Raw genomic sequence first — 16,911 nt, 5'->3', positions numbered from 1 at the left:
TTTCTGCATTGGCCAACCACCTGTATCAAAACGACCTACCCGATGATCTACAACTCGGCCCGGTGGTGGCGATTGACTGCGAAACCATGGGGTTGAACCCCCATCGAGATCGGCTCTGCGTCATTCAATTGTCAGACGGCGATGGCAATGCCCATATTGTGCAGGTTGCCAAAGGGCAAACCGAGGCGCCCAATCTATGCGCCATGCTGGAAGACCCAGACACGCTCAAGCTGTTCCACTTTGGCCGCTTTGACATTGCCGCCATGTATCATGCCTTTGGCGCCCTTACCACGCCGGTCTATTGCACCAAGATCGCAAGCCGCCTGGTGCGCACTTATACGGATCGCCATGGGTTGAAGAACCTGACCCATGAGCTGATCGGTGTGGATATCTCCAAGCAACAACAGATGAGTGACTGGGGCGCAAAGGTGTTGTCGGATGCGCAGTTGGACTACGCGGCCTCGGATGTGTTGTACCTGCATCGCCTGCGCGAAGCCCTGAACAAGAGGCTGGAACGCGAAGGACGCATGGAAATGGCCCAGGCTTGTTTTGACTTTTTGCCGATGCGTGCCAAACTTGACCTGGCCGGTTGGCCCGAAACGGATATTTTTGCGCACTCATGACCGCTTCTGAAAAACTCCTCGCCACCGCCCGTCAGGTGGCCACAGACGAGGCCCGCGCCCTGCAGGCCCTGGCCGATAGCTTTGATGAGCGCTTTGTCGAAGCCGCCAATCTGGTTCTGGCGGCAACCGGGCGTATCATCATCAGCGGCATTGGCAAATCCGGCCATATCGGACGCAAGATTGCGGCCACCTTGGCCAGCACCGGCACCCCTGCCTATTTTGTTCATCCCGCCGAGGCCAGCCATGGCGACCTGGGCATGTTGTCCAAGGGCGATGTGGTGATCGCGATCTCCAACTCCGGCGAAGCGCCGGAACTGGCAAACCTGCTGGCCTTTACCCGCCGGTTCGATATTCCGCTGATTGGCCTCTCCAGCAAACCCGACAGCACCCTGATGACCCAAGCCGATGTGCAGCTGCAGATCCCCGCCATGGGCGAGGCCTGTGGTTATGGAATTGTGCCATCGAATTCGACCACATTGACCCTGGCCATGGGCGACGCCCTGGCCATTGCCATTATGAAACACCGCGATTTTCGCCCCGAGAATTTTCGCGACTTCCACCCCGGCGGCAAACTTGGCGCCCAGCTCAGCAAGGTCTCCGACCTGATGCACGGCGGTGACGCCCTGCCAGTTGTGGCCGCTGCGACGCCAATGTCAGACGCCCTGATCGAGATCAGCCAAAAGGGATTTGGCGTTTCTGGCGTGACCGATGCGGAGGGCAATCTGCTGGGCATTATCACCGACGGTGACCTGCGGCGCCATATGGACGGACTGCTGCAAAAACAGGCCGACGCTGTTATGACCAAAGATCCAACAACCATTGCGCCGGAGGCCCTTGCGGCGGAGGCCGTGGCCATCATGAACCAGCGCAAAATCACCTGCCTGTTTGTGGTGGATCCAGCCAAGGGACACCGCGCCGAGGGGCTGTTGCACATCCATGACTGTCTGCGCGCTGGTCTCGGATAGGAGCAGGCACCCCGGTCATGGATCAGTATTCCCGCATGGTAAGCTATCTCAAGGTGTTTCTGCCGCTGGCAGCCCTTGCCTTGTTGTCGACCCTGTTTCTCATCTCGCCCGGATCTGACACCGAGGCGGTTATTCCCTTTGCCGACCGGGAAATAGAAGAGCGCCTGCGCGGCCAACAGGTCACCGCTCCGTTTTTTTCCGGCTCAACGGCCCAAGGGGATGAAATCTGGGTGACCGCTGAAATGGCCAGCGCCAGCGCGGATCAGCCAGTGATTGCCAATGCGCTCAGGGCGGAAATCCGCATGGTCGCGGGCGGGCAAATCACCCTGACCTCGGATCGTGGCACTGTGCACCCCGATCAGGATCTCGCGCGCTTTGTCGGCAATGTCGAAATCACCACAACCGACGGTATGGTGGTTGAAACAGAGGTGTTGAAAACCCAGCTGAGCAAGGTGCACGCCGAAAGCCCCGGTGCCATTCGGGCCACCGGGGATTTGGGAGATTTAACCGCCGGACATATGGAGATCAGTTCAGAAACTGTCGGTGGCCCGGTGCATCTGCTCTTCACCAATAGCGTCAAGCTGGTGTACGCTCCTCAAAAATTGGAAAGATAAATTGTGACTCATTTGCGTGCCCTCTTCATTGTCCTGATCTCCACGCTGTGGTTTACCCTGCCCGCAACCGCGCAGAATGTGGCCTTTGGTGCGGTCAAGGCAGACCCTTCATTACCGGTTGAGGTCACCTCCGATAACCTGGCCGTCAACCAGGCTGATGGCTCGGCCGAATTCACCGGCAGCGTGTTGATTGTGCAGGGGGTAATGCGGCTGGCGGGCGATCGGGTGCTGGTGATTTACAAAACCGACGCCGATGGCAAGCGCGCCATCGAACGGCTCGAAGCCACCGGAAACGTCATCTTGGTGAGCGGCCCGGATGCCGCCGAAGCCCAGCGGGCAGAATACACCATCGACTCAGGCACCATCGTCATGAGCGGAAATGTCCTGCTGAACCAAAGCGCGGGCACTCTGGCGTCACAGCGGATGGTGGTCAATCTCACCACCGGGACCGCCAGCATGTCCGGGCGGGTCAAAACCATCCTGAACCCAAGCTCAGGTACGAGCGAAAACAACTGATGTCCCCAGCTCCTGATCTCACACTGACCGAAGGCTCTTCGGGTCTGCATATCGAAAAGATACGCAAAAGCTACAGCAAGAAAGTCGTCATCCGCGACGTCTCGATCTCCTTGGATCGCGGTGAGGTGGTGGCGCTGCTGGGGCCAAACGGGTCTGGTAAAACCACCAGCTTTTACGCCATTGCCGGGCTGATTTTCCCAGAGGCCGGCACCGTCACCATTGACGGGCAAAATGTCACCTCACTGCCGATGTATCGACGCGCCCGGCTGGGCATTGGCTATCTGCCGCAGGAGATGTCGATCTTTCGCGGCCTTTCAGTCGAAGACAACATCATGGCGGTGCTGGACATTGCGGTAAAACACAGCCACCGCCGCCGCGAACGCCTAGAAGAGCTGCTGTCGGACTTTTCTATCGAGCACCTGCGCCGTGCGCCTGCATTGGCGCTGTCGGGCGGCGAACGTCGCCGGGTTGAAATCGCCCGCTGTCTGGCGGCCGATCCAAAATACCTGTTACTGGATGAACCCTTTGCCGGTGTGGACCCTATTTCGGTTGGCGATATCCGCCATCTGGTTGCGGATCTGAAAAAACGCGGAATTGGTGTTTTGATCACCGACCACAATGTGCGCGAGACACTCGAAATCGTGGACCGCGCCTATATCCTGCATGACGGTCAGGTTCTGATGTCCGGCAGCCCTGCCGAAGTTGTCGAGAATGAGAACGTGCGCCGCGTCTATCTGGGTGACAATTTCCGCATATCTTAACTATTTGGCAGTCACTGGTTTCATTGAGCTGGCTGCAAAAACTTGCCTCAAATCCTGAGTTTTTTCGCCAGCCATTTTTTGCCAAGCAATGGGGTTAGCGACCATCAATTTGCCGCAACTCCATTGACTCTCTGCCCAGATTATCATCGAATTGAGACATGGCAAAAGTGCAGTATGAGGTAGTCCGACGCGTGGTCTTGGCAACAAGACCCGGAGGGTTGCAATCCTGTGCCCAGCCTAATCCCCCGACCCAGAACTGACGACACCCCTGCGGGCCCGGCCCGGAGGGTGTTTTGGGTGGAAATTTGTGAAGGAGATCACATGCGTTACAAAATCACCGGTAAACAGATCGACATTGGCGAAGCCCTGCAGACCCATGTTCAGACCGAGCTGGGGACTGTCGTCTCGAAATATGCAGAACGCCCAACAGACGCAAATGTCGTCTTTTCCAAGTCTGCACATGAATATGTTTGCGAAGCCACTATCCACCTTTCAACCGGGCTGACCGCGCAGGCAAAGGCGCATGCCACTGAAATTTATTCAGCTTTTGAGGCCTGCTGCGAAAAGATGGAAAAACAGCTGCGCCGCTACAAGCGCCGATTGAAAGATCACCATCGCGATCGCAGCGAACCGGTTGAAATTCTCGGCGGCAGCTCGTATATCCTCGCCTCTGATAACGCGGAAACCGTAGCCGAACCTGAAACGCTGCAGCCAATCATCGTTGCCGAGATGGAGACTAGGATTCAATCCCTCTCTGTTGGTGAAGCCGTGATGCAAATGGAGCTTGCAGGCGCCCCGGTGCTGGTGTTCCGCAATGAAAGCAAAAACGGGGTGAACGTGGTATATCGCCGGGAAGATGGCAACATTGGTTGGATCGACCCCACGGCATAGGCTGTAACAAAGCCGAACCACGGCATCTGAACGGAGCAGGTGACTATGCAGATTTCAAGCATCCTTAAGCCGGGCGCAGTCCGGGTTATTGGAGCCGTATCCAGCAAGAAACGCCTGTTTCAGGAGGTCGCCGAGGTGGCGCAGTCCGCCTATGGGCTGTCCGCCCAGTCAACGGTTGAGGCTCTCTTAGACCGGGAGAGCCTTGGCCCCACAGGGGTTGGTCACGGCGTCGCCCTGCCCCATGCTCGGCTCAACGGCCTTGATACGGTGCGCGGTGTGTTTTTGATTCTGGAAAAACCCCTGGATTTTGATTCCGTTGATCGCCAACCGGTGGATATTGCCTTTTCTCTCTTTGCCCCCGAAGACGCCGGGGTAGAGCATCTGAAGGCCCTGGCCCTGGTGTCACGCACCCTGCGGGAGCAAAGCTTTTGCACCAAACTGCGCGCCAATCCCGACCCGGCAACGCTGTTTACCATCCTGACTGAGGCACAATCGGTACAGGCCGCCTAAGGTCACGGCAGTCCGGCGTTTTTTTTCCAAAACCTCTCGGATATTGAGCGTCAGCGATTTGACCCGCCCCAAACGCTCCCGCCCGTCAGGAGATCTTTTTCAAAGATCTCTTCCCGTTGGGCCCGGCGTGCCACCTCCGATGGAGGTTGCACGCGTCGCCTAGGGCCACCGCCTGGTCAGGCAGCCAGCGCATGGGACCTGGGGCGATCTGCGCACCCCTCTCTGCATGCCCTGTCAGACCACCACCAATCATGTCACCTATCCTCCGCTGGTACACGGTACAGCGCCGCCCCAAGGCGGCGCCACGCCCAAGGCCGTTTTGGTGTTTTACCCTACAAAACACCAACGGGCGCGGGAGCCCCCCTTTGCCAGCGCCACACCTGTAGAGTTTTCTCACCCAGAGGCTGCGTCACCCAAAAGGACAGATCCTGCATATTTGAACAGAGAGACATTCGCCTTTGATTTGGAGCAGACCCTAGGGCGCGCGCCACGGAGCAAAACCAAACATCACATAGTCACGTTGATACAGAGAAGACACCTGTTTCTCCAGCGCCGCATCCCAGATATCCCCCAGGCGATAGGGGTGATCCTCAGGCGCAGGCGTCGGCTGACCCGGTGTTGTGCGGCCCAGTTTCTGCGCCAGAGCAGGCAAGGCCTCGGCCAACTCTTCCTCGCGCAACACCAGATCTGGCGCGCCCAGCTCTGCCAGTCCGGACAGGGCCAGCGATTGGCTGGCCCATTCCGCATCCACCCGCACCGAGGTTTGTCCCGCCAGATTGGCCTGCAAAAAGGTCAGAAACTGAGAGAAAGCCGCATAGTGATCTGCCTTGCTATAGCTGTCATCCGGGCCATCCTTGGGCAGCGGCAGCTTAAACTGCCGTCTCAGTGTCTCGCGAATGCTGCCATAGCTGCTGCCGCCTTTTTGCAAAATTCTGCGACAGAACACGGAATGCACCCGCGCTGCCGGATGCCGCAAGACGGTAAAGCTGCGAAACCCCGGGTTTCCCCGCTTCCACTGGCGCAGCTGTTTCTGGTTCATTTTTTGGATCAAACCCTCGGGCGTCACATTGTCGAGCCCCGCCATCCAGACCGTCACTTCCGTCTCAGGTCCGCCCCTGATGGGCAGATACAGCAGCGGTGTCACCACCCCAGCCACATAGCCCGGCACCGACAGCCCCCTGCGGGGTTCAAAATTGGGGGTGCGGCTCAGGTTGAAACGGTCCATCTCCGCCAGCGCCTCTGCCATCACGCCTGGGTTCTCCACCTTTGACACAACCGGCGCCGGATTTTGCCGTTTCAGACTATCATCCAAAGCCTCAAGCTGGGAGTCTACGCCCAGCCAGCGCGCCAGGCCGTTCATCACCTCGAGGTTCTGAAGATCCTCATAGGCCACGTAAAAGCCCGTCTGTCCGGATTTCTGCAGCCGGTTCAGCAGGGTGATCTGAAAGTCCTGCAACGCCTCTACATGTTGAGCAAATTCAACACCATCAAACTGCGCCAAGGCCTCTTTGCGACGTTTCACATTGGTCAGTTTCCACTGGCCCGTGGCCTTGGCAATCTTCCAGGAGACATAGCTGTCCAACGGATTTCGGGTCAGGATTACCTTGGCGCAGCACGGATCCTCCAGCGCCAAATCCAAAACCCGTGGATCATGGTCGTGAAAGTAGCGCCCCCCCCCAATACCCCCGCTTCGGACTTGATCTGAGAGATCAGACAGCCGGGGTTGTCTTCGCGCATGTCCTGAGTGATCCCCAGAATATTGTCCTTGTTGGGATAGCCAATGAAATGTGGGTTAAACGCCTCGCCATGGCAGGTTACCCCATCAAAGGCGTTGAGATTGGCTTCCAGAAAATTGGACCCCGTCCGCATTTCGGCAAAGACAATGAAATAGTCAAAAGAAGCTGTCATATTCTATTTACGCACCAGATAGGGTTTTCTGGGAGGTTTTGGCATGTTTACCGGCCCTTGCTCCACCGAGAAATCCCCCATCAGATAGGGGTGCATCCCCTGGTTCTTTAGATTTTGCAGGAACTGACCAAAACCATCAAGGTTGACCATCGTCGGGGCCTCGCTCAAATGCCGGGGTAACTGCGGGCCCAGTTCATCAAGAATGGTTTGCAATGGCTCCATCGGCGCCTCGATGAATTCGGCCATCGTCCAGATCCGCACCCGTGCCTTGGTTTGCTGATCGCGCAACAGGTTCAGATATTTGGCCTCAAGCTGCTGCAGCCGGGCCGCCTCGCGGCGCAGATCGGTAAAATTCTGATTCGAGCGGAACAGTGGAATCGCCCAGGCGCCGCTAATGACCGAGATCTGCGCATTTGGATCGCGCGCCAGCACCTTGCAGATCTTCTGGTTGTCCCCAGGACCAAACTGAAAACACTGACGCTCGCCACGGGTGTTCCAGATCAGATTGGTCAAAAAGCTCTGCACGTTGTAGTCGCGGGTTTTGGCATTGTCGGTCAAAGCGCCATTGATCATCGCGCCCCCCCCGGCCAGCTCGGCCCGCTCTGGGGCAAAGAGATGGCCATGCACCCTTGCCCCGGTGATCCGCGACAACCAGCTCTCAAAATCTTCAAACAGCTCTGAAAAGCCCTGAAACACCGAATAGGGATTTGAGGTGACGCTATTGACCGACCAGCGCCCGGGAAAGCGGCTTTGCATATTCAGCCCCGGACGGCCACGGGTCCGCCGCTCCACCGCCTTGGCAAAAATGCGGTCGATTTTTCCGGGGTTGGGTTCGGTTTTTTTCATCGCCCCGGCGCTATCGGTTAGAAATGTCTGATACAGCCGGTCCGCTTTTGGCCAGATTTTGCGCGCAACAAAACAATCCGAGCGTCGCAACAGCTGCAAATGGTCATCATAAAAGATATGCGGCTTGCCCTGAAAATCGAACTTTGACAACGTCAGCGAGCGGCTTTCGATATTGGTGGAGTATTGCCGCGCCAAAGTCTGATAATAGCTCTCGTCCGGGATCCAGACTTTTTGAAAATAGGCGTCATAGGTTGGCCGCTCGGGGTCCTCCAGGATGGCTGACAGGGTTTGACGCGTCAGGCACCACCATTGGCTGCCCATATGCGGCACCAGCCCCGCCGGAATGCGACGGCGCATACCAAGGCGTCGTTGCAGATCCACATAGCGATCAAACAGATAGCGGTGTTTTTTCCAGGAGAAGGGAAAGCGCAGGGTAAAGCGTTCAAAATCCAACCCGCCAACGATCCAGGGCACATCCGCCGTGGTGGCGCTTTCGATAAAATCGGTACGCGGACGGGCGGCAAGATAGTCTACCAGCTCCTCAACCGGGCGCAGCGGCAGGCAGGATCCGGAGGACAGATAGACATGACGCACCGCTGGAAACTCTTTCAGCATCAGCGCCGAGGCCGATTGCGACGCGGCAACAATGCCCCAGGTGCCCCATTCGCAACGATGCCTTTTGCAAAAATTGATCAGCGGATCCTGCGCCAGGCTTTGGCGGAATTTGCGAAAGACGACCCCATCAACATTCCTGTCCACATGCAACACCACCGGGCAGCCGCTGGCCGTCCAATGGCGCGCCACCTGAGCAGCACGGTCCAGTGCGGTATGCACCAGCATGACAATGCCAACGGCGCTCATGCCCAGTTCCCTTTGGACATCAACCCCAGGATCTCCAGCTGGCGCCAGTTGATATATTTCTCGCTCCATTTGCACCAAAGCTCGGGCTGCTGCTCCAGACCTTCGGCATAGGCCTTGTATTCGCGCGAATTGGCGTAATGCTCGCTGCGTGCCAGCTCCTCTGCCGCCTTGGCCCCCAGGGTATCTAGAAACTTGGTATGCAGCAGCGCGCCACTGGCCTTTTCACCGCCGTCTGTTTCATAGACTTGGTTCAACCCGCGCGGCAGCAAGGAATGGGTTGAGCTGACATAGGCATAGCGGCGATCCCATTTCACCAGCGGCGTCTTGTTCAGCGCCGGCGCCCGTTTCGGCTCATCCGCAAAAAACACCCGCGCCCGCGGCCCGCCCTGGATCCAGAGATTGCCATACATCAGGTTCTTGCTGATGGTGTAATTACCACTGTCGAACCAATTGGCGATCTCCAGCGGGTTTTGACCGGCCTGATAGGGCACATCGCCCAAACGTCCCTTGGGATAGGTATCAATCAGCATCGCTGAAAAGCTGCGGATTGCCGAATTGTCCAACCAATCCGTGAGGGCCTGAATGGGGCGGGTGTCGCAGAACGGATAGATGAACAGCTCATCCGGATCGACCACCAGCACCCAATGCCCGTGGGCGTATCTGCGCTTGAGGTAGTTCATCCAGTCGACCCCAAAATGCGCCCGCCGATAGCTGGCCCTGGTCTGCCACAGTGACACATCCGTCATCCCCTTGAGGTAGTCAGCGGTGCCATCCTCGGACCCGTTGTCGACAAAAAGAAAGTGATCGATCCCCAGCTTGCGGTAATAATCGAGGAAATAGGGCAGCCGGATCTGTTCGTTGCGCATGGTCGAGACCAACAGGATGTCGCTGGGCCGGATGCGGGCGGTATTGTCCTGAACAGACCGCAGCTCGCTGGATTTGCGCACAGCACGGATCAGCCGCCGCTTTCGCCTAACCCGCATACAATATGACTGCCAAATCTTCAAAAGCCTGCCCTTACGATACCAATACCGGCTGCCGATACCCGGTTACTATAGCTTTCCAGCCCCTAATATGATGTTTCGATGAGGAAAGGCGACATGAATATTGTTTCTACTTCAGGAACAATACGGATTGCCACAAGCGAGGTAAACAGATTGTTTCCCAAGAACCCTGCCAATCTGCCCGCCGCAAAACCTGTCTTCACTCCCCAATAGATAGCCGGAAAACCCGCCTTGAATGAGCGCAGGCTAGGCCCAGGCCCCCCGTGTCATCAACCCGAGATTCTCCAGCTGCCGCCAGTCCTGATACTGTAGGGACTGCGGAGACCAGAGATCCGGATTGGCGATCAAACTGTCGTAATAACTGTCATAGCGCTCCACATGGGTAAAATGCTGGCGGCGCTGCTTTTCTTCCGCCGATTTTTCCAGCACCTCTTCCAGGAACTTGTTGTGCAGCAAGACCCCCGTGGGCAAGTCGCCGCGCGCATCAAAGACCTGGTTCAACACCGGCGGCAGGGCGATATGGGTGGAGCTGACATAGGCAAACCGGCGATCCCAGCGCACCAGGGGCACCTTGTGCAAATGCGGGGCGTGCTCTGGCTCGCGGGCAAAGAACAGCCGCTTGCGCACCCCTCCGCGGATCGAAATATTGCGATAGCGCGGCTGATACTCCCAGGTGTAGCCCTCGCCATCGAACCAATCGAGCACGGCAAAGGGATCGGCGCCCGGCTGATAACAGGTATCTCCGATAGGGCCTTTGGGATACATGTCCAGCATCATGGCGCCAAAGGCCTTTGCACCCCGCTGGTCCAGCCACCGGGTGAGATCCGCCAGACTGCGCTGATCGGCATGGGGGTATGTCAAGATTTCATCGGCATCCACCGTCAGGCACCAATGACCATGGCCATAGCGCATCAACAGCCATCCAGCCCAATCAACACCAAAGCGGCTGTCGCGGTAACTGGCTCCGGTTTGCCACAGGGACACATCCGGCTGCTCCTGCAGATAGGCGGCGCTGTCGTCCGTGCTCTCATTGTCGACGATCAGAAACTGAGAGACCCCCAGATCCCGGTAGTGTTGCAGGAAATAGGGCAGCCGCGCCATCTCGTTGCGCAACACCGCAATGCCCAGGATATCACCGGGGGAAATCTCGGCAGTCCGGTCGACCAGCCGCGTCAGGTGCTGGCGGGCACGCAGGCAGCGCCACAACAGGCGCCGCCGCTTGAGACGCAACCGATAGCGCGCGACCCAGCTCTGCCCAGAGGTCAGAGTATGGCTGCGCCCGCCTGTCATCTCAGGCCTCGTAATGGCCCATCTGGTGCCATTTCCAGGCATCCTCGATCATCACCTCCAGACGAGAACGGCGCGGCTCCCACCCCAGATCGGTGATGGCACGGGTCGAACCCGATACCAGTTTGGTGCAATCTCCGGCCCGGCGCGGACCTTCGTTGCAGGACACTGCGCGGCCCGTCACGGCCTCGGCCTTGTCCATGACCTCACGCACCGAAAACCCGGACCCCGTGCCCAGATTGAAGATCTGCGATCCCTTTTCAGCCTCCAGCCATTTGAGACCCAGCACATGCGCATCCACCAGATCGCAAACATGCACATAATCGCGAATGCAGGTGCCATCGGGGGTGTCGTAATCGATGCCGAAAATGGTCAGGGCATCGCGTTTGCCATCAATGGCATCCAGCACCAGTGGCACCAGATGGGTTTCGGGGCGGTGGAACTCGCCCACTTCGGCTTCTGGGTCCGCGCCTGCCACGTTGAAATAGCGGAAAATCACCGAGCGCAGCCCGTCAGAGGCGCCAAAATCCTTGAGAATATCCTCAACCGCGCGCTTGGAGGCGCCATAGGCGTTCAGCGGCAACTGTGGGGTATTTTCGTCGAGCACCACGTTGTCATGCTCTCCATAGGTGGCGCAGGTGGAGGAAAACACAAAGTCCAGACATCCCGCCGCCACGGCGGCCTCAATCAAGTTAAGCGACCCGCCGGTATTGTTGGCCCAATAACGCCCCGGTTCGCTCATCGCTTCGCCGACCTGGCTCAGCGCCGCAAAGTGCATAACCGCCACTGGCTTATACTTGGCAAAGACCTCATCCAGCCGGGCACGATCCTGCAAATCCCCCTGTTCAAAGGGGCCAAATTTCACCGCATCCTTCCAGCCTGTCACCAGATTATCAAAGGTCACAGGGCTATAGCCCGCCGCCCTGAGCGCCTTGCAGGCGTGTGATCCGATATATCCGGCACCGCCGGTCACAAGAACAGTCTTCACGTCAGTATTGCCTTTTCAAAGGTCCCAAACTTCAGCGGCCCCACCCGTGCGGCAGGGCCATGGTCGATTTACTCGGCGGCCTGGTCCATCTGGGTGATCTTGTGGAGGTGCTGCATCAGATCCTCGCGCAGCTCGGGGCGCGACAGGGCAAAGGAGACCGTCGCCTGCAGGAACCCCGCCTTGGAGCCGCAGTCAAAGCGTTCGCCCTCAAAGCGGAAGCCATGGGTCGGCACCTGGGCGGCAATATCCTCGGCGATGGCATCGGTGAGCTGGATCTCGCCACCGGCGCCCGATTTCATCTTGTTGAGATTGCGCAGCACCGAAGGCGACAGAATATAGCGGCCGATCACCGCCAGGTTCGAGGGCGCCTCAGCCGGTTTGGGCTTTTCCACCATGCCCCGGGCGGCAACCACCGCGCCAGAGGTCTCGGCCCCGTCGCAGGGATCCAGAACCCCATAAGAGGCGGTCTGCGCGGGGGAAACCTCCATGGTGGCGACCATATTGCCACCGGTTTCTGCATAGGCTTCAACCATCTGTTGCAGGCAGGGTTTTTCCGCGGCAATGACATCATCGGGCAGGATCACCGCGAAGGGTTCATTGGCGATCAGACGGCGGGCGCACCAGACCGCATGGCCCAGCCCCAGGGCCTTGTGCTGGCGGATATAGGCGATGGCGCCGCTGTCCATGCAGGTGTTCTTGAGGATCTCCAGCAGATCATCCTTGCCCTTTTTGCGCAGCTCCTGTTCCAGCACCGGGGCGTGATCAAAGTAATCCTCCAGGGCGCCCTTGCCACGGGAGGTGACAAAGATGAATTCCTTGATGCCCGCCGCGCGGGCCTCGTCGATGGCGTATTGCACCAGGGGGCGATCCACCAGGGTCATGATTTCCTTGGGCACCGATTTGGTGGCGGGCAGGAACCGGGTGCCAAGACCCGCAACCGGGAATATCGCTTTTGTTACTTTTTTGCGCATCAAATTTCTCACTCATCTACGTCCAAGGCTAACGCGCTTTGCATGAAGGCTGTTACCTGGATTTCTTGCTCGTTTGTCCGTCCCCTCTTTTGGGGGCCTGCATGGGCTCAGCTGCCCCGACGGCGTCACCTAGCGACGCCCCCGCAGATTACTTTAACCACAAATTGGGCAAATTTCATGACCCAGCTCAACTCTGTACTTTAGATTTGCAGAATAGCGACTGCGCCTAATAGGGGAATTTTGCTTAATTTTTGCCCATTTTTACCATCATTGCCTCAATACGCGCCACATCTTCGGGGTTGTTCAGCTCCCAGAATTCCCGGCCACGCGCCTCCACCTGAACGCAAAGTATCTTGCGGTTGTTTTCCAGAAACCGCAATTGCTCTAAACCCTCTAGCTGCTCCAGCGGACCAACTGGCCAGCTCGGGTAGTCAGCCAGCGCATCAGGCCGATAAGCATACACCCCAACATGATGATAAACTGGCGTCGGCGCCGCGCCCTCAAAGTGCTCGGCGCAGAAGGGGATAACCTCTTTGGAGAAATAGAGCCCGCTGTGATCGCGGCCAAAAACCGCTGTGGTGCCGCCAACGCGCCCCGCTGCGCGATCGGCCAGCAGACTGTTGAGCGTCTCCCCATCGCATTGCAGCACCGGTGTTGCCAGCCCCATGTCGGGGGCGGCACGCAGCCCCGCCACCAGATCTTCGATGAACCAATGGGGCGTCAAAGGCGCGTCCCCTTGCAGGTTCACCACCACCTCATAGCCACCACCCAGCGCCGCATGGGCCTCGGCGCAGCGTTCGGTGCCGTTGGCACAGCTCTGCGAGGTCATCACAACTTCGGCGCCAAACCCCCGGGCTGCGGTCTGAATGCGATCATCATCAGTCGCCACAACCACCCGATCAACCCCCTGCACGGCGCAGGCCGCGCGCCAGGAGCGTTCAATCAAGGTGAGCTTATCTCCATTGGCGCCGGTCAGCTCGACAAGCGGTTTGCCGGGGTAACGGCTGGAGGCATAGCGGGCGGGAATAACGATCAGTACAGACATCAGGCTTCTTTCAACTCAACATCAGGTGCATGGGCAATAAAGAAGGGGTTGGCATAGTCTTCCTTGCCATAGAGCAGCGGCGAATGATCGTCAAAGCGGACCACTTTGCCACCGGCCCCAGACAGCACCGCATGGCCGGCTGCGGTGTCCCATTCCATAGTGCGACCAACGCGGGGGTAGATATCCGCCTCGCCGGTGGCCACCAGACAGAATTTCAACGAAGAACCTGCGCTTTTGCTGTCCTTGACGGCGTATTTATTGATGTAGTCCTCGGTCGCTTGGTCGCGGTGTGATTTGGAGGCCACAACCATCAACGCGGCATTGTCACTTTTGGCAACCCGGATGGGGCGCGTCTCGCCCATCACGGCCGGATCAAAGGCGCCGGTTTCTTCCACAGCGGACCCATCCGCCAGAGTAAAGAACATGCGGTTCTTGGCCGGGGCATAGACCACACCGCGGGTGGGCATGCCCTTTTCGACCAGAGCGATATTCACGGTGAAATCGCCGCGCCGGTGGATGAATTCCTTGGTTCCGTCCAGGGGATCCACGATCAGGAAAGTATCACCGCGTGCCTTGTGCGATTCGGATTGCTCTTCGGTGACCAGCATCACATCGGGGAATGCACTGCGCAGCCCCGCCGAGATCAGAGCATCCGCAGCCTCATCCGCAGCCGTTACCGGGCTGTCGTCAGACTTTACCTTCACCTCGAACTCATCGGAGTTGTAGATTTCCATGATCTTGTTGCCGGCCTCGATCGCCAGGCGGCGGATCACTGGGATAAGCTCTTCGTAGGTCACACAAGCGCTCCTTGCTCGAAAGGGTTAATTGAAAATTTGCCTCCGCCCCCTTATGCTGACTCGCAGGTGGATCATCAAGAAGTCCCTTGGAATATCGGTCAGCTCTTTTGGCCCCCATACAGATCGCAGGCAAAATGTTTCAGATCCGTCCAAAGACGACAGGAATTTTCAGCGCCATCTCACTCTTTGAGGTGGTGTTTCATTCTGTCGTGCGCAGTGTCCGTTCAAAACACAATAATGCGCTCATCGCTTTGGGAATGAATATTATGCAGGCGGTGATGTTTGTCGCTGTCTTCTACTTTATGTTCTCGGTGCTGGGGATGCGCGGGTCTGCTATTCGGGGCGACTTCCTGCTCTATGTGATGTCGGGTATCTTTCTGTTCCTGACCCATACCAAAACCGTTGGTGCCGTTGCCGGCGCCGAAGGCCCTGCCAGCCCGATGATGCAACACGCGCCAATGAATACAATGGTGGCGATTCTCTCGGCAGCGCTTGGCTCGCTTTACATCCAGACGGTGTCGCTGTTTCTGATCCTGTTTGTCTACCATGTGGCCTTTACCCCGCTGGAGATCGAACAGCCCATTCAGGCCTACGGCATGATCCTGCTGTCCTGGGTCACCGGGGCCTCTGTTGGCCTGGTGTTTCTGGTACTGAAACCCTGGGCGCCTGGCGTAGTGGGCATCATGACCACCATCTATCAACGTGCCAATATGATCGCTTCGGGCAAGATGTTCCTGGCCAATACCCTGCCCAGTTTCATGTTGGCGATGTTTGACTGGAACCCGCTGTTTCACTGTATTGATCAGGCGCGGGGCTTTGTTTTTATCAACTACAACCCCCATTACAGCAACTGGGAATACGCCGCCTGGGTGGCGCTGATCCTGGTGGTGGTTGGCCTGATGGGAGAGTTCTATACCCGTCGGCATGTCTCGATCAGCTGGAGCGCGCGGCGATGAGGCAAAGTCTGGCTGCCGTCCTCTTTGGATTGACCTGCCTGACTTTTCCCGTCGCAGCGCAAGATCTCCCGGCGCTGTTTCACGTCGTCGATGTGTCTGAGAATGACGTTTTGAACATACGCTCAACTGCATCCGCAAAATCGCAGATCATTGGCTTCTTCGCTCCCGCTGAAGATCAAATCGAGGTCATAACCCAAGATGAGACCGGAAACTGGGGGCTGGTGAATGTTGGTGAAACCTCAGGCTGGGTCTCCATGCGTTTTCTCACCGCTTCACAACCAAACAATCACGGCCCCAGCTGTTTTGGCACCGAACCGTTCTGGTCAGCCCGTGCCCTCTCGCAATATCAAGGCCGAACGCTGACCTTTTCGCTGCTCGGAGGTCCAAAAGAGACGGTTCCGCTGATCGAGCGTCGCTCGCGCAACAATCAAATGCGCGAAAGCGGCAGCTTCACTGGGCAGTCGCTTTCCGGTCACTACGTAATCTCACGTCAGGTCTGTTCAGACGGGATGTCGGACAGGGTGTTTGGCCTGACGGCCGATTTCTTGATCAACCAGAATGGTGAATGGACCCAGTACTCGGGCTGTTGCTCGCTAAGTTCTAACTAGGTTACCACCCGCAGGGTCAGGTTTATGCGCCCGCCCTTGGGCAGCAGTCGCGATGATTGGAACCGGATCCGGTCCACCCCGTGATAGGCAAGCCGCGCCGCGCCACCCATCACCACCACATCGCCAGAATTGAGCCAGATACTATCCGTTTTGCCGCCGCGCCGGGTGTCACCCATCCGAAACAGCCCATCGTCCCCCAGGCTGACCGACACCACGGGAAAAGAAAAATCCGCCTCATCCTTGTCCTGGTGCAGCCCCATCTTGGCATCCGGGCCAAAATAATTCAGCAGACAGGACTCCGGTTGCCGCTGCAAACCCGTAACCCCATGCCAAAGCTCCAGCAGCCTGTCAGGGATCGCAGGCCAGCCCATGCCCTTGGGGTGATTTTCGACGTAGCGATAGCCGGTCTCATCTGCAATCCAGCCGAATTTTCCTGCCGATGTCATACGCACCGACAATTTTCTTCCCCCCGGCGCGGTAGGAGAGAACAGCGGGGCAGTCCGTAAAATCGGGCGCAGGACCTCAATCAGGGCGCGCTGAGAGGCGAGATCCAGATAGCCCTTGTGGATTTCAAACCCACGCAATCGCAACAAGCTCATGCCGATTATTCCATTCTTAACTACATCACATGCAAAAAAGCGCACTGAATCGCATTTCTCGGTGCGTTCTGGCGCTTGCAGGGTCAATTTCTGCTCCCTATATACGCCGTGACGCAGTGAGGTGCAGACCCCGCTGCAACAAAATCGGGGCCTGGATGCCA

General features: G+C 57.8%; 19 protein-coding genes. 9 read left to right on the top strand and 10 right to left on the bottom strand.

Annotation, left to right across the window (positions count from 1 at the left end; translation table 11 throughout):
• Window positions 1-8 precede the first annotated feature (8 nt).
• The 7 genes from JZI28_RS20255 (at window position 9) to JZI28_RS20225 (ending at window position 4,880) form a co-directional block, all read left to right on the top strand.
• A complete protein-coding gene (locus JZI28_RS20255) occupies window positions 9-623 on the top strand; it encodes a ribonuclease D (protein ID WP_375698762.1) in 615 nt (204 codons plus the stop codon).
• The gene (locus tag JZI28_RS20250) at window positions 620-1,588 is read left to right on the top strand and encodes an SIS domain-containing protein (protein ID WP_375698761.1); all 969 of its coding nucleotides are present in this window, start codon (window positions 620-622) and stop codon (window positions 1,586-1,588) included. The genes JZI28_RS20255 and JZI28_RS20250 overlap by 4 nt, the downstream gene beginning before the upstream one ends.
• Window positions 1,589-1,605: 17 nt before the next feature.
• Entirely contained in the window at window positions 1,606-2,202 is a 597-nt protein-coding gene (gene lptC, locus JZI28_RS20245; protein WP_348154138.1) for an LPS export ABC transporter periplasmic protein LptC, read from the top strand.
• A gap of 3 nt (window positions 2,203-2,205) precedes the next feature.
• Window positions 2,206-2,718, top strand: coding sequence for an LptA/OstA family protein (locus tag JZI28_RS20240; protein ID WP_295449645.1), 513 nt, complete (start codon window positions 2,206-2,208; stop codon window positions 2,716-2,718).
• Complete coding sequence (gene lptB / locus JZI28_RS20235) at window positions 2,718-3,479, top strand: LPS export ABC transporter ATP-binding protein (RefSeq protein ID WP_295449642.1); 762 nt, start codon at window positions 2,718-2,720, stop codon at window positions 3,477-3,479. The genes JZI28_RS20240 and lptB overlap by 1 nt, the downstream gene beginning before the upstream one ends.
• Before the next feature lie 321 nt (window positions 3,480-3,800).
• The gene (gene hpf, locus JZI28_RS20230) at window positions 3,801-4,370 is read left to right on the top strand and encodes a ribosome hibernation-promoting factor, HPF/YfiA family (RefSeq protein ID WP_295449639.1); all 570 of its coding nucleotides are present in this window, start codon (window positions 3,801-3,803) and stop codon (window positions 4,368-4,370) included.
• Window positions 4,371-4,415: 45 nt separating this feature from the next.
• Window positions 4,416-4,880 (top strand): PTS sugar transporter subunit IIA, encoded by a 465-nt coding sequence (locus JZI28_RS20225; RefSeq protein WP_375698760.1) that lies wholly within the window; start codon window positions 4,416-4,418, stop codon window positions 4,878-4,880.
• Between the two features lie 475 nt (window positions 4,881-5,355).
• On the opposite strand, the gene JZI28_RS20220 is transcribed toward JZI28_RS20225, so the two are convergent.
• From JZI28_RS20220 to cysQ, 9 genes are all read right to left on the bottom strand, one after another.
• On the bottom strand, window positions 5,356-6,519 hold the full coding sequence (locus JZI28_RS20220; RefSeq protein WP_375698759.1) for a sulfotransferase family 2 domain-containing protein: 1,164 nt from the start codon (window positions 6,517-6,519) through the stop codon (window positions 5,356-5,358).
• Window positions 6,480-6,788: a hypothetical protein gene (locus JZI28_RS20215; RefSeq protein WP_375698758.1), complete on the bottom strand. Its 309-nt coding sequence runs from the start codon at window positions 6,786-6,788 to the stop codon at window positions 6,480-6,482. Before JZI28_RS20215 ends, JZI28_RS20220 begins: the two co-directional genes overlap by 40 nt.
• Window positions 6,789-6,791: 3 nt before the next feature.
• Entirely contained in the window at window positions 6,792-8,495 is a 1,704-nt protein-coding gene (locus JZI28_RS20210; RefSeq protein WP_375698757.1) for a beta-1,6-N-acetylglucosaminyltransferase, read from the bottom strand.
• Window positions 8,492-9,478, bottom strand: coding sequence for a glycosyltransferase family 2 protein (locus JZI28_RS20205; RefSeq protein WP_375698756.1), 987 nt, complete (start codon window positions 9,476-9,478; stop codon window positions 8,492-8,494). The genes JZI28_RS20210 and JZI28_RS20205 overlap by 4 nt, the downstream gene beginning before the upstream one ends.
• 267 nt (window positions 9,479-9,745) lie before the next feature.
• Complete coding sequence (locus tag JZI28_RS20200; RefSeq protein ID WP_375698755.1) at window positions 9,746-10,789, bottom strand: glycosyltransferase family 2 protein; 1,044 nt, start codon at window positions 10,787-10,789, stop codon at window positions 9,746-9,748.
• A 1-nt stretch (window position 10,790) separates the two neighbouring features.
• Entirely contained in the window at window positions 10,791-11,774 is a 984-nt protein-coding gene (gene galE, locus JZI28_RS20195) for a UDP-glucose 4-epimerase GalE (RefSeq protein ID WP_375698754.1), read from the bottom strand.
• 68 nt (window positions 11,775-11,842) lie between these two features.
• Entirely contained in the window at window positions 11,843-12,745 is a 903-nt protein-coding gene (locus JZI28_RS20190; protein WP_375698753.1) for a UTP--glucose-1-phosphate uridylyltransferase, read from the bottom strand.
• Window positions 12,746-12,989: 244 nt separating this feature from the next.
• Window positions 12,990-13,790, bottom strand: a complete 801-nt coding sequence (locus JZI28_RS20185) for a 3-deoxy-manno-octulosonate cytidylyltransferase (protein ID WP_375698752.1) — start codon at window positions 13,788-13,790, stop codon at window positions 12,990-12,992.
• On the bottom strand, window positions 13,790-14,587 hold the full coding sequence (gene cysQ / locus JZI28_RS20180) for a 3'(2'),5'-bisphosphate nucleotidase CysQ (RefSeq protein WP_297340292.1): 798 nt from the start codon (window positions 14,585-14,587) through the stop codon (window positions 13,790-13,792). The genes JZI28_RS20185 and cysQ overlap by 1 nt, the downstream gene beginning before the upstream one ends.
• A 134-nt stretch (window positions 14,588-14,721) precedes the next feature.
• Here cysQ and JZI28_RS20175 point away from each other — a divergent pair, with 134 nt between their 5' ends.
• Together JZI28_RS20175 and JZI28_RS20170 are read left to right on the top strand one after the other, a co-directional pair.
• Entirely contained in the window at window positions 14,722-15,543 is an 822-nt protein-coding gene (locus tag JZI28_RS20175) for an ABC transporter permease (protein ID WP_375698751.1), read from the top strand.
• Window positions 15,540-16,151, top strand: a complete 612-nt coding sequence (locus JZI28_RS20170; RefSeq protein WP_375698750.1) for an SH3 domain-containing protein — start codon at window positions 15,540-15,542, stop codon at window positions 16,149-16,151. Before JZI28_RS20175 ends, JZI28_RS20170 begins: the two co-directional genes overlap by 4 nt.
• On the opposite strand, the gene JZI28_RS20165 is transcribed toward JZI28_RS20170, so the two are convergent.
• Window positions 16,148-16,750, bottom strand: a complete 603-nt coding sequence (locus tag JZI28_RS20165) for an alpha-ketoglutarate-dependent dioxygenase AlkB (protein ID WP_295449599.1) — start codon at window positions 16,748-16,750, stop codon at window positions 16,148-16,150. The genes JZI28_RS20170 and JZI28_RS20165 overlap by 4 nt on opposite strands.
• Between the last annotated feature and the right edge of the window lie 161 nt (window positions 16,751-16,911).

Origin of the sequence: Pseudophaeobacter sp. TrK17 (assembly GCF_042192375.1) — a bacterium.
GTDB lineage: Bacteria > Pseudomonadota > Alphaproteobacteria > Rhodobacterales > Rhodobacteraceae > Pseudophaeobacter.
Note: the sequence above shows the minus strand (reverse complement) of the source record. Positions and strands in the feature narration are given on the sequence as shown.

Bases quoted from the DNA above. Each gene is read 5' to 3' on its own strand.
- JZI28_RS20225 (WP_375698760.1), top strand. From the start codon at position 4,416: ATGCAGATTTCAAGCATCCTTAAGCCGGGCGCAGTCCGGGTTATTGGA.
- JZI28_RS20250 (WP_375698761.1), top strand. From the start codon at position 620: ATGACCGCTTCTGAAAAACTCCTCGCCACCGCCCGTCAGGTGGCCACA.
- JZI28_RS20165 (WP_295449599.1), bottom strand. From the start codon at position 16,750: ATGAGCTTGTTGCGATTGCGTGGGTTTGAAATCCACAAGGGCTATCTG.
- lptB (WP_295449642.1), top strand. From the start codon at position 2,718: ATGTCCCCAGCTCCTGATCTCACACTGACCGAAGGCTCTTCGGGTCTG.
- JZI28_RS20190 (WP_375698753.1), bottom strand. From the start codon at position 12,745: ATGCGCAAAAAAGTAACAAAAGCGATATTCCCGGTTGCGGGTCTTGGC.
- JZI28_RS20175 (WP_375698751.1), top strand. From the start codon at position 14,722: ATGTTTCAGATCCGTCCAAAGACGACAGGAATTTTCAGCGCCATCTCA.
- JZI28_RS20185 (WP_375698752.1), bottom strand. From the start codon at position 13,790: ATGTCTGTACTGATCGTTATTCCCGCCCGCTATGCCTCCAGCCGTTAC.
- JZI28_RS20170 (WP_375698750.1), top strand. From the start codon at position 15,540: ATGAGGCAAAGTCTGGCTGCCGTCCTCTTTGGATTGACCTGCCTGACT.
- lptC (WP_348154138.1), top strand. From the start codon at position 1,606: ATGGATCAGTATTCCCGCATGGTAAGCTATCTCAAGGTGTTTCTGCCG.
- JZI28_RS20205 (WP_375698756.1), bottom strand. From the start codon at position 9,478: ATGCGGGTTAGGCGAAAGCGGCGGCTGATCCGTGCTGTGCGCAAATCC.
- JZI28_RS20210 (WP_375698757.1), bottom strand. From the start codon at position 8,495: ATGAGCGCCGTTGGCATTGTCATGCTGGTGCATACCGCACTGGACCGT.
- JZI28_RS20215 (WP_375698758.1), bottom strand. From the start codon at position 6,788: ATGACAGCTTCTTTTGACTATTTCATTGTCTTTGCCGAAATGCGGACG.
- JZI28_RS20200 (WP_375698755.1), bottom strand. From the start codon at position 10,789: ATGACAGGCGGGCGCAGCCATACTCTGACCTCTGGGCAGAGCTGGGTC.
- hpf (WP_295449639.1), top strand. From the start codon at position 3,801: ATGCGTTACAAAATCACCGGTAAACAGATCGACATTGGCGAAGCCCTG.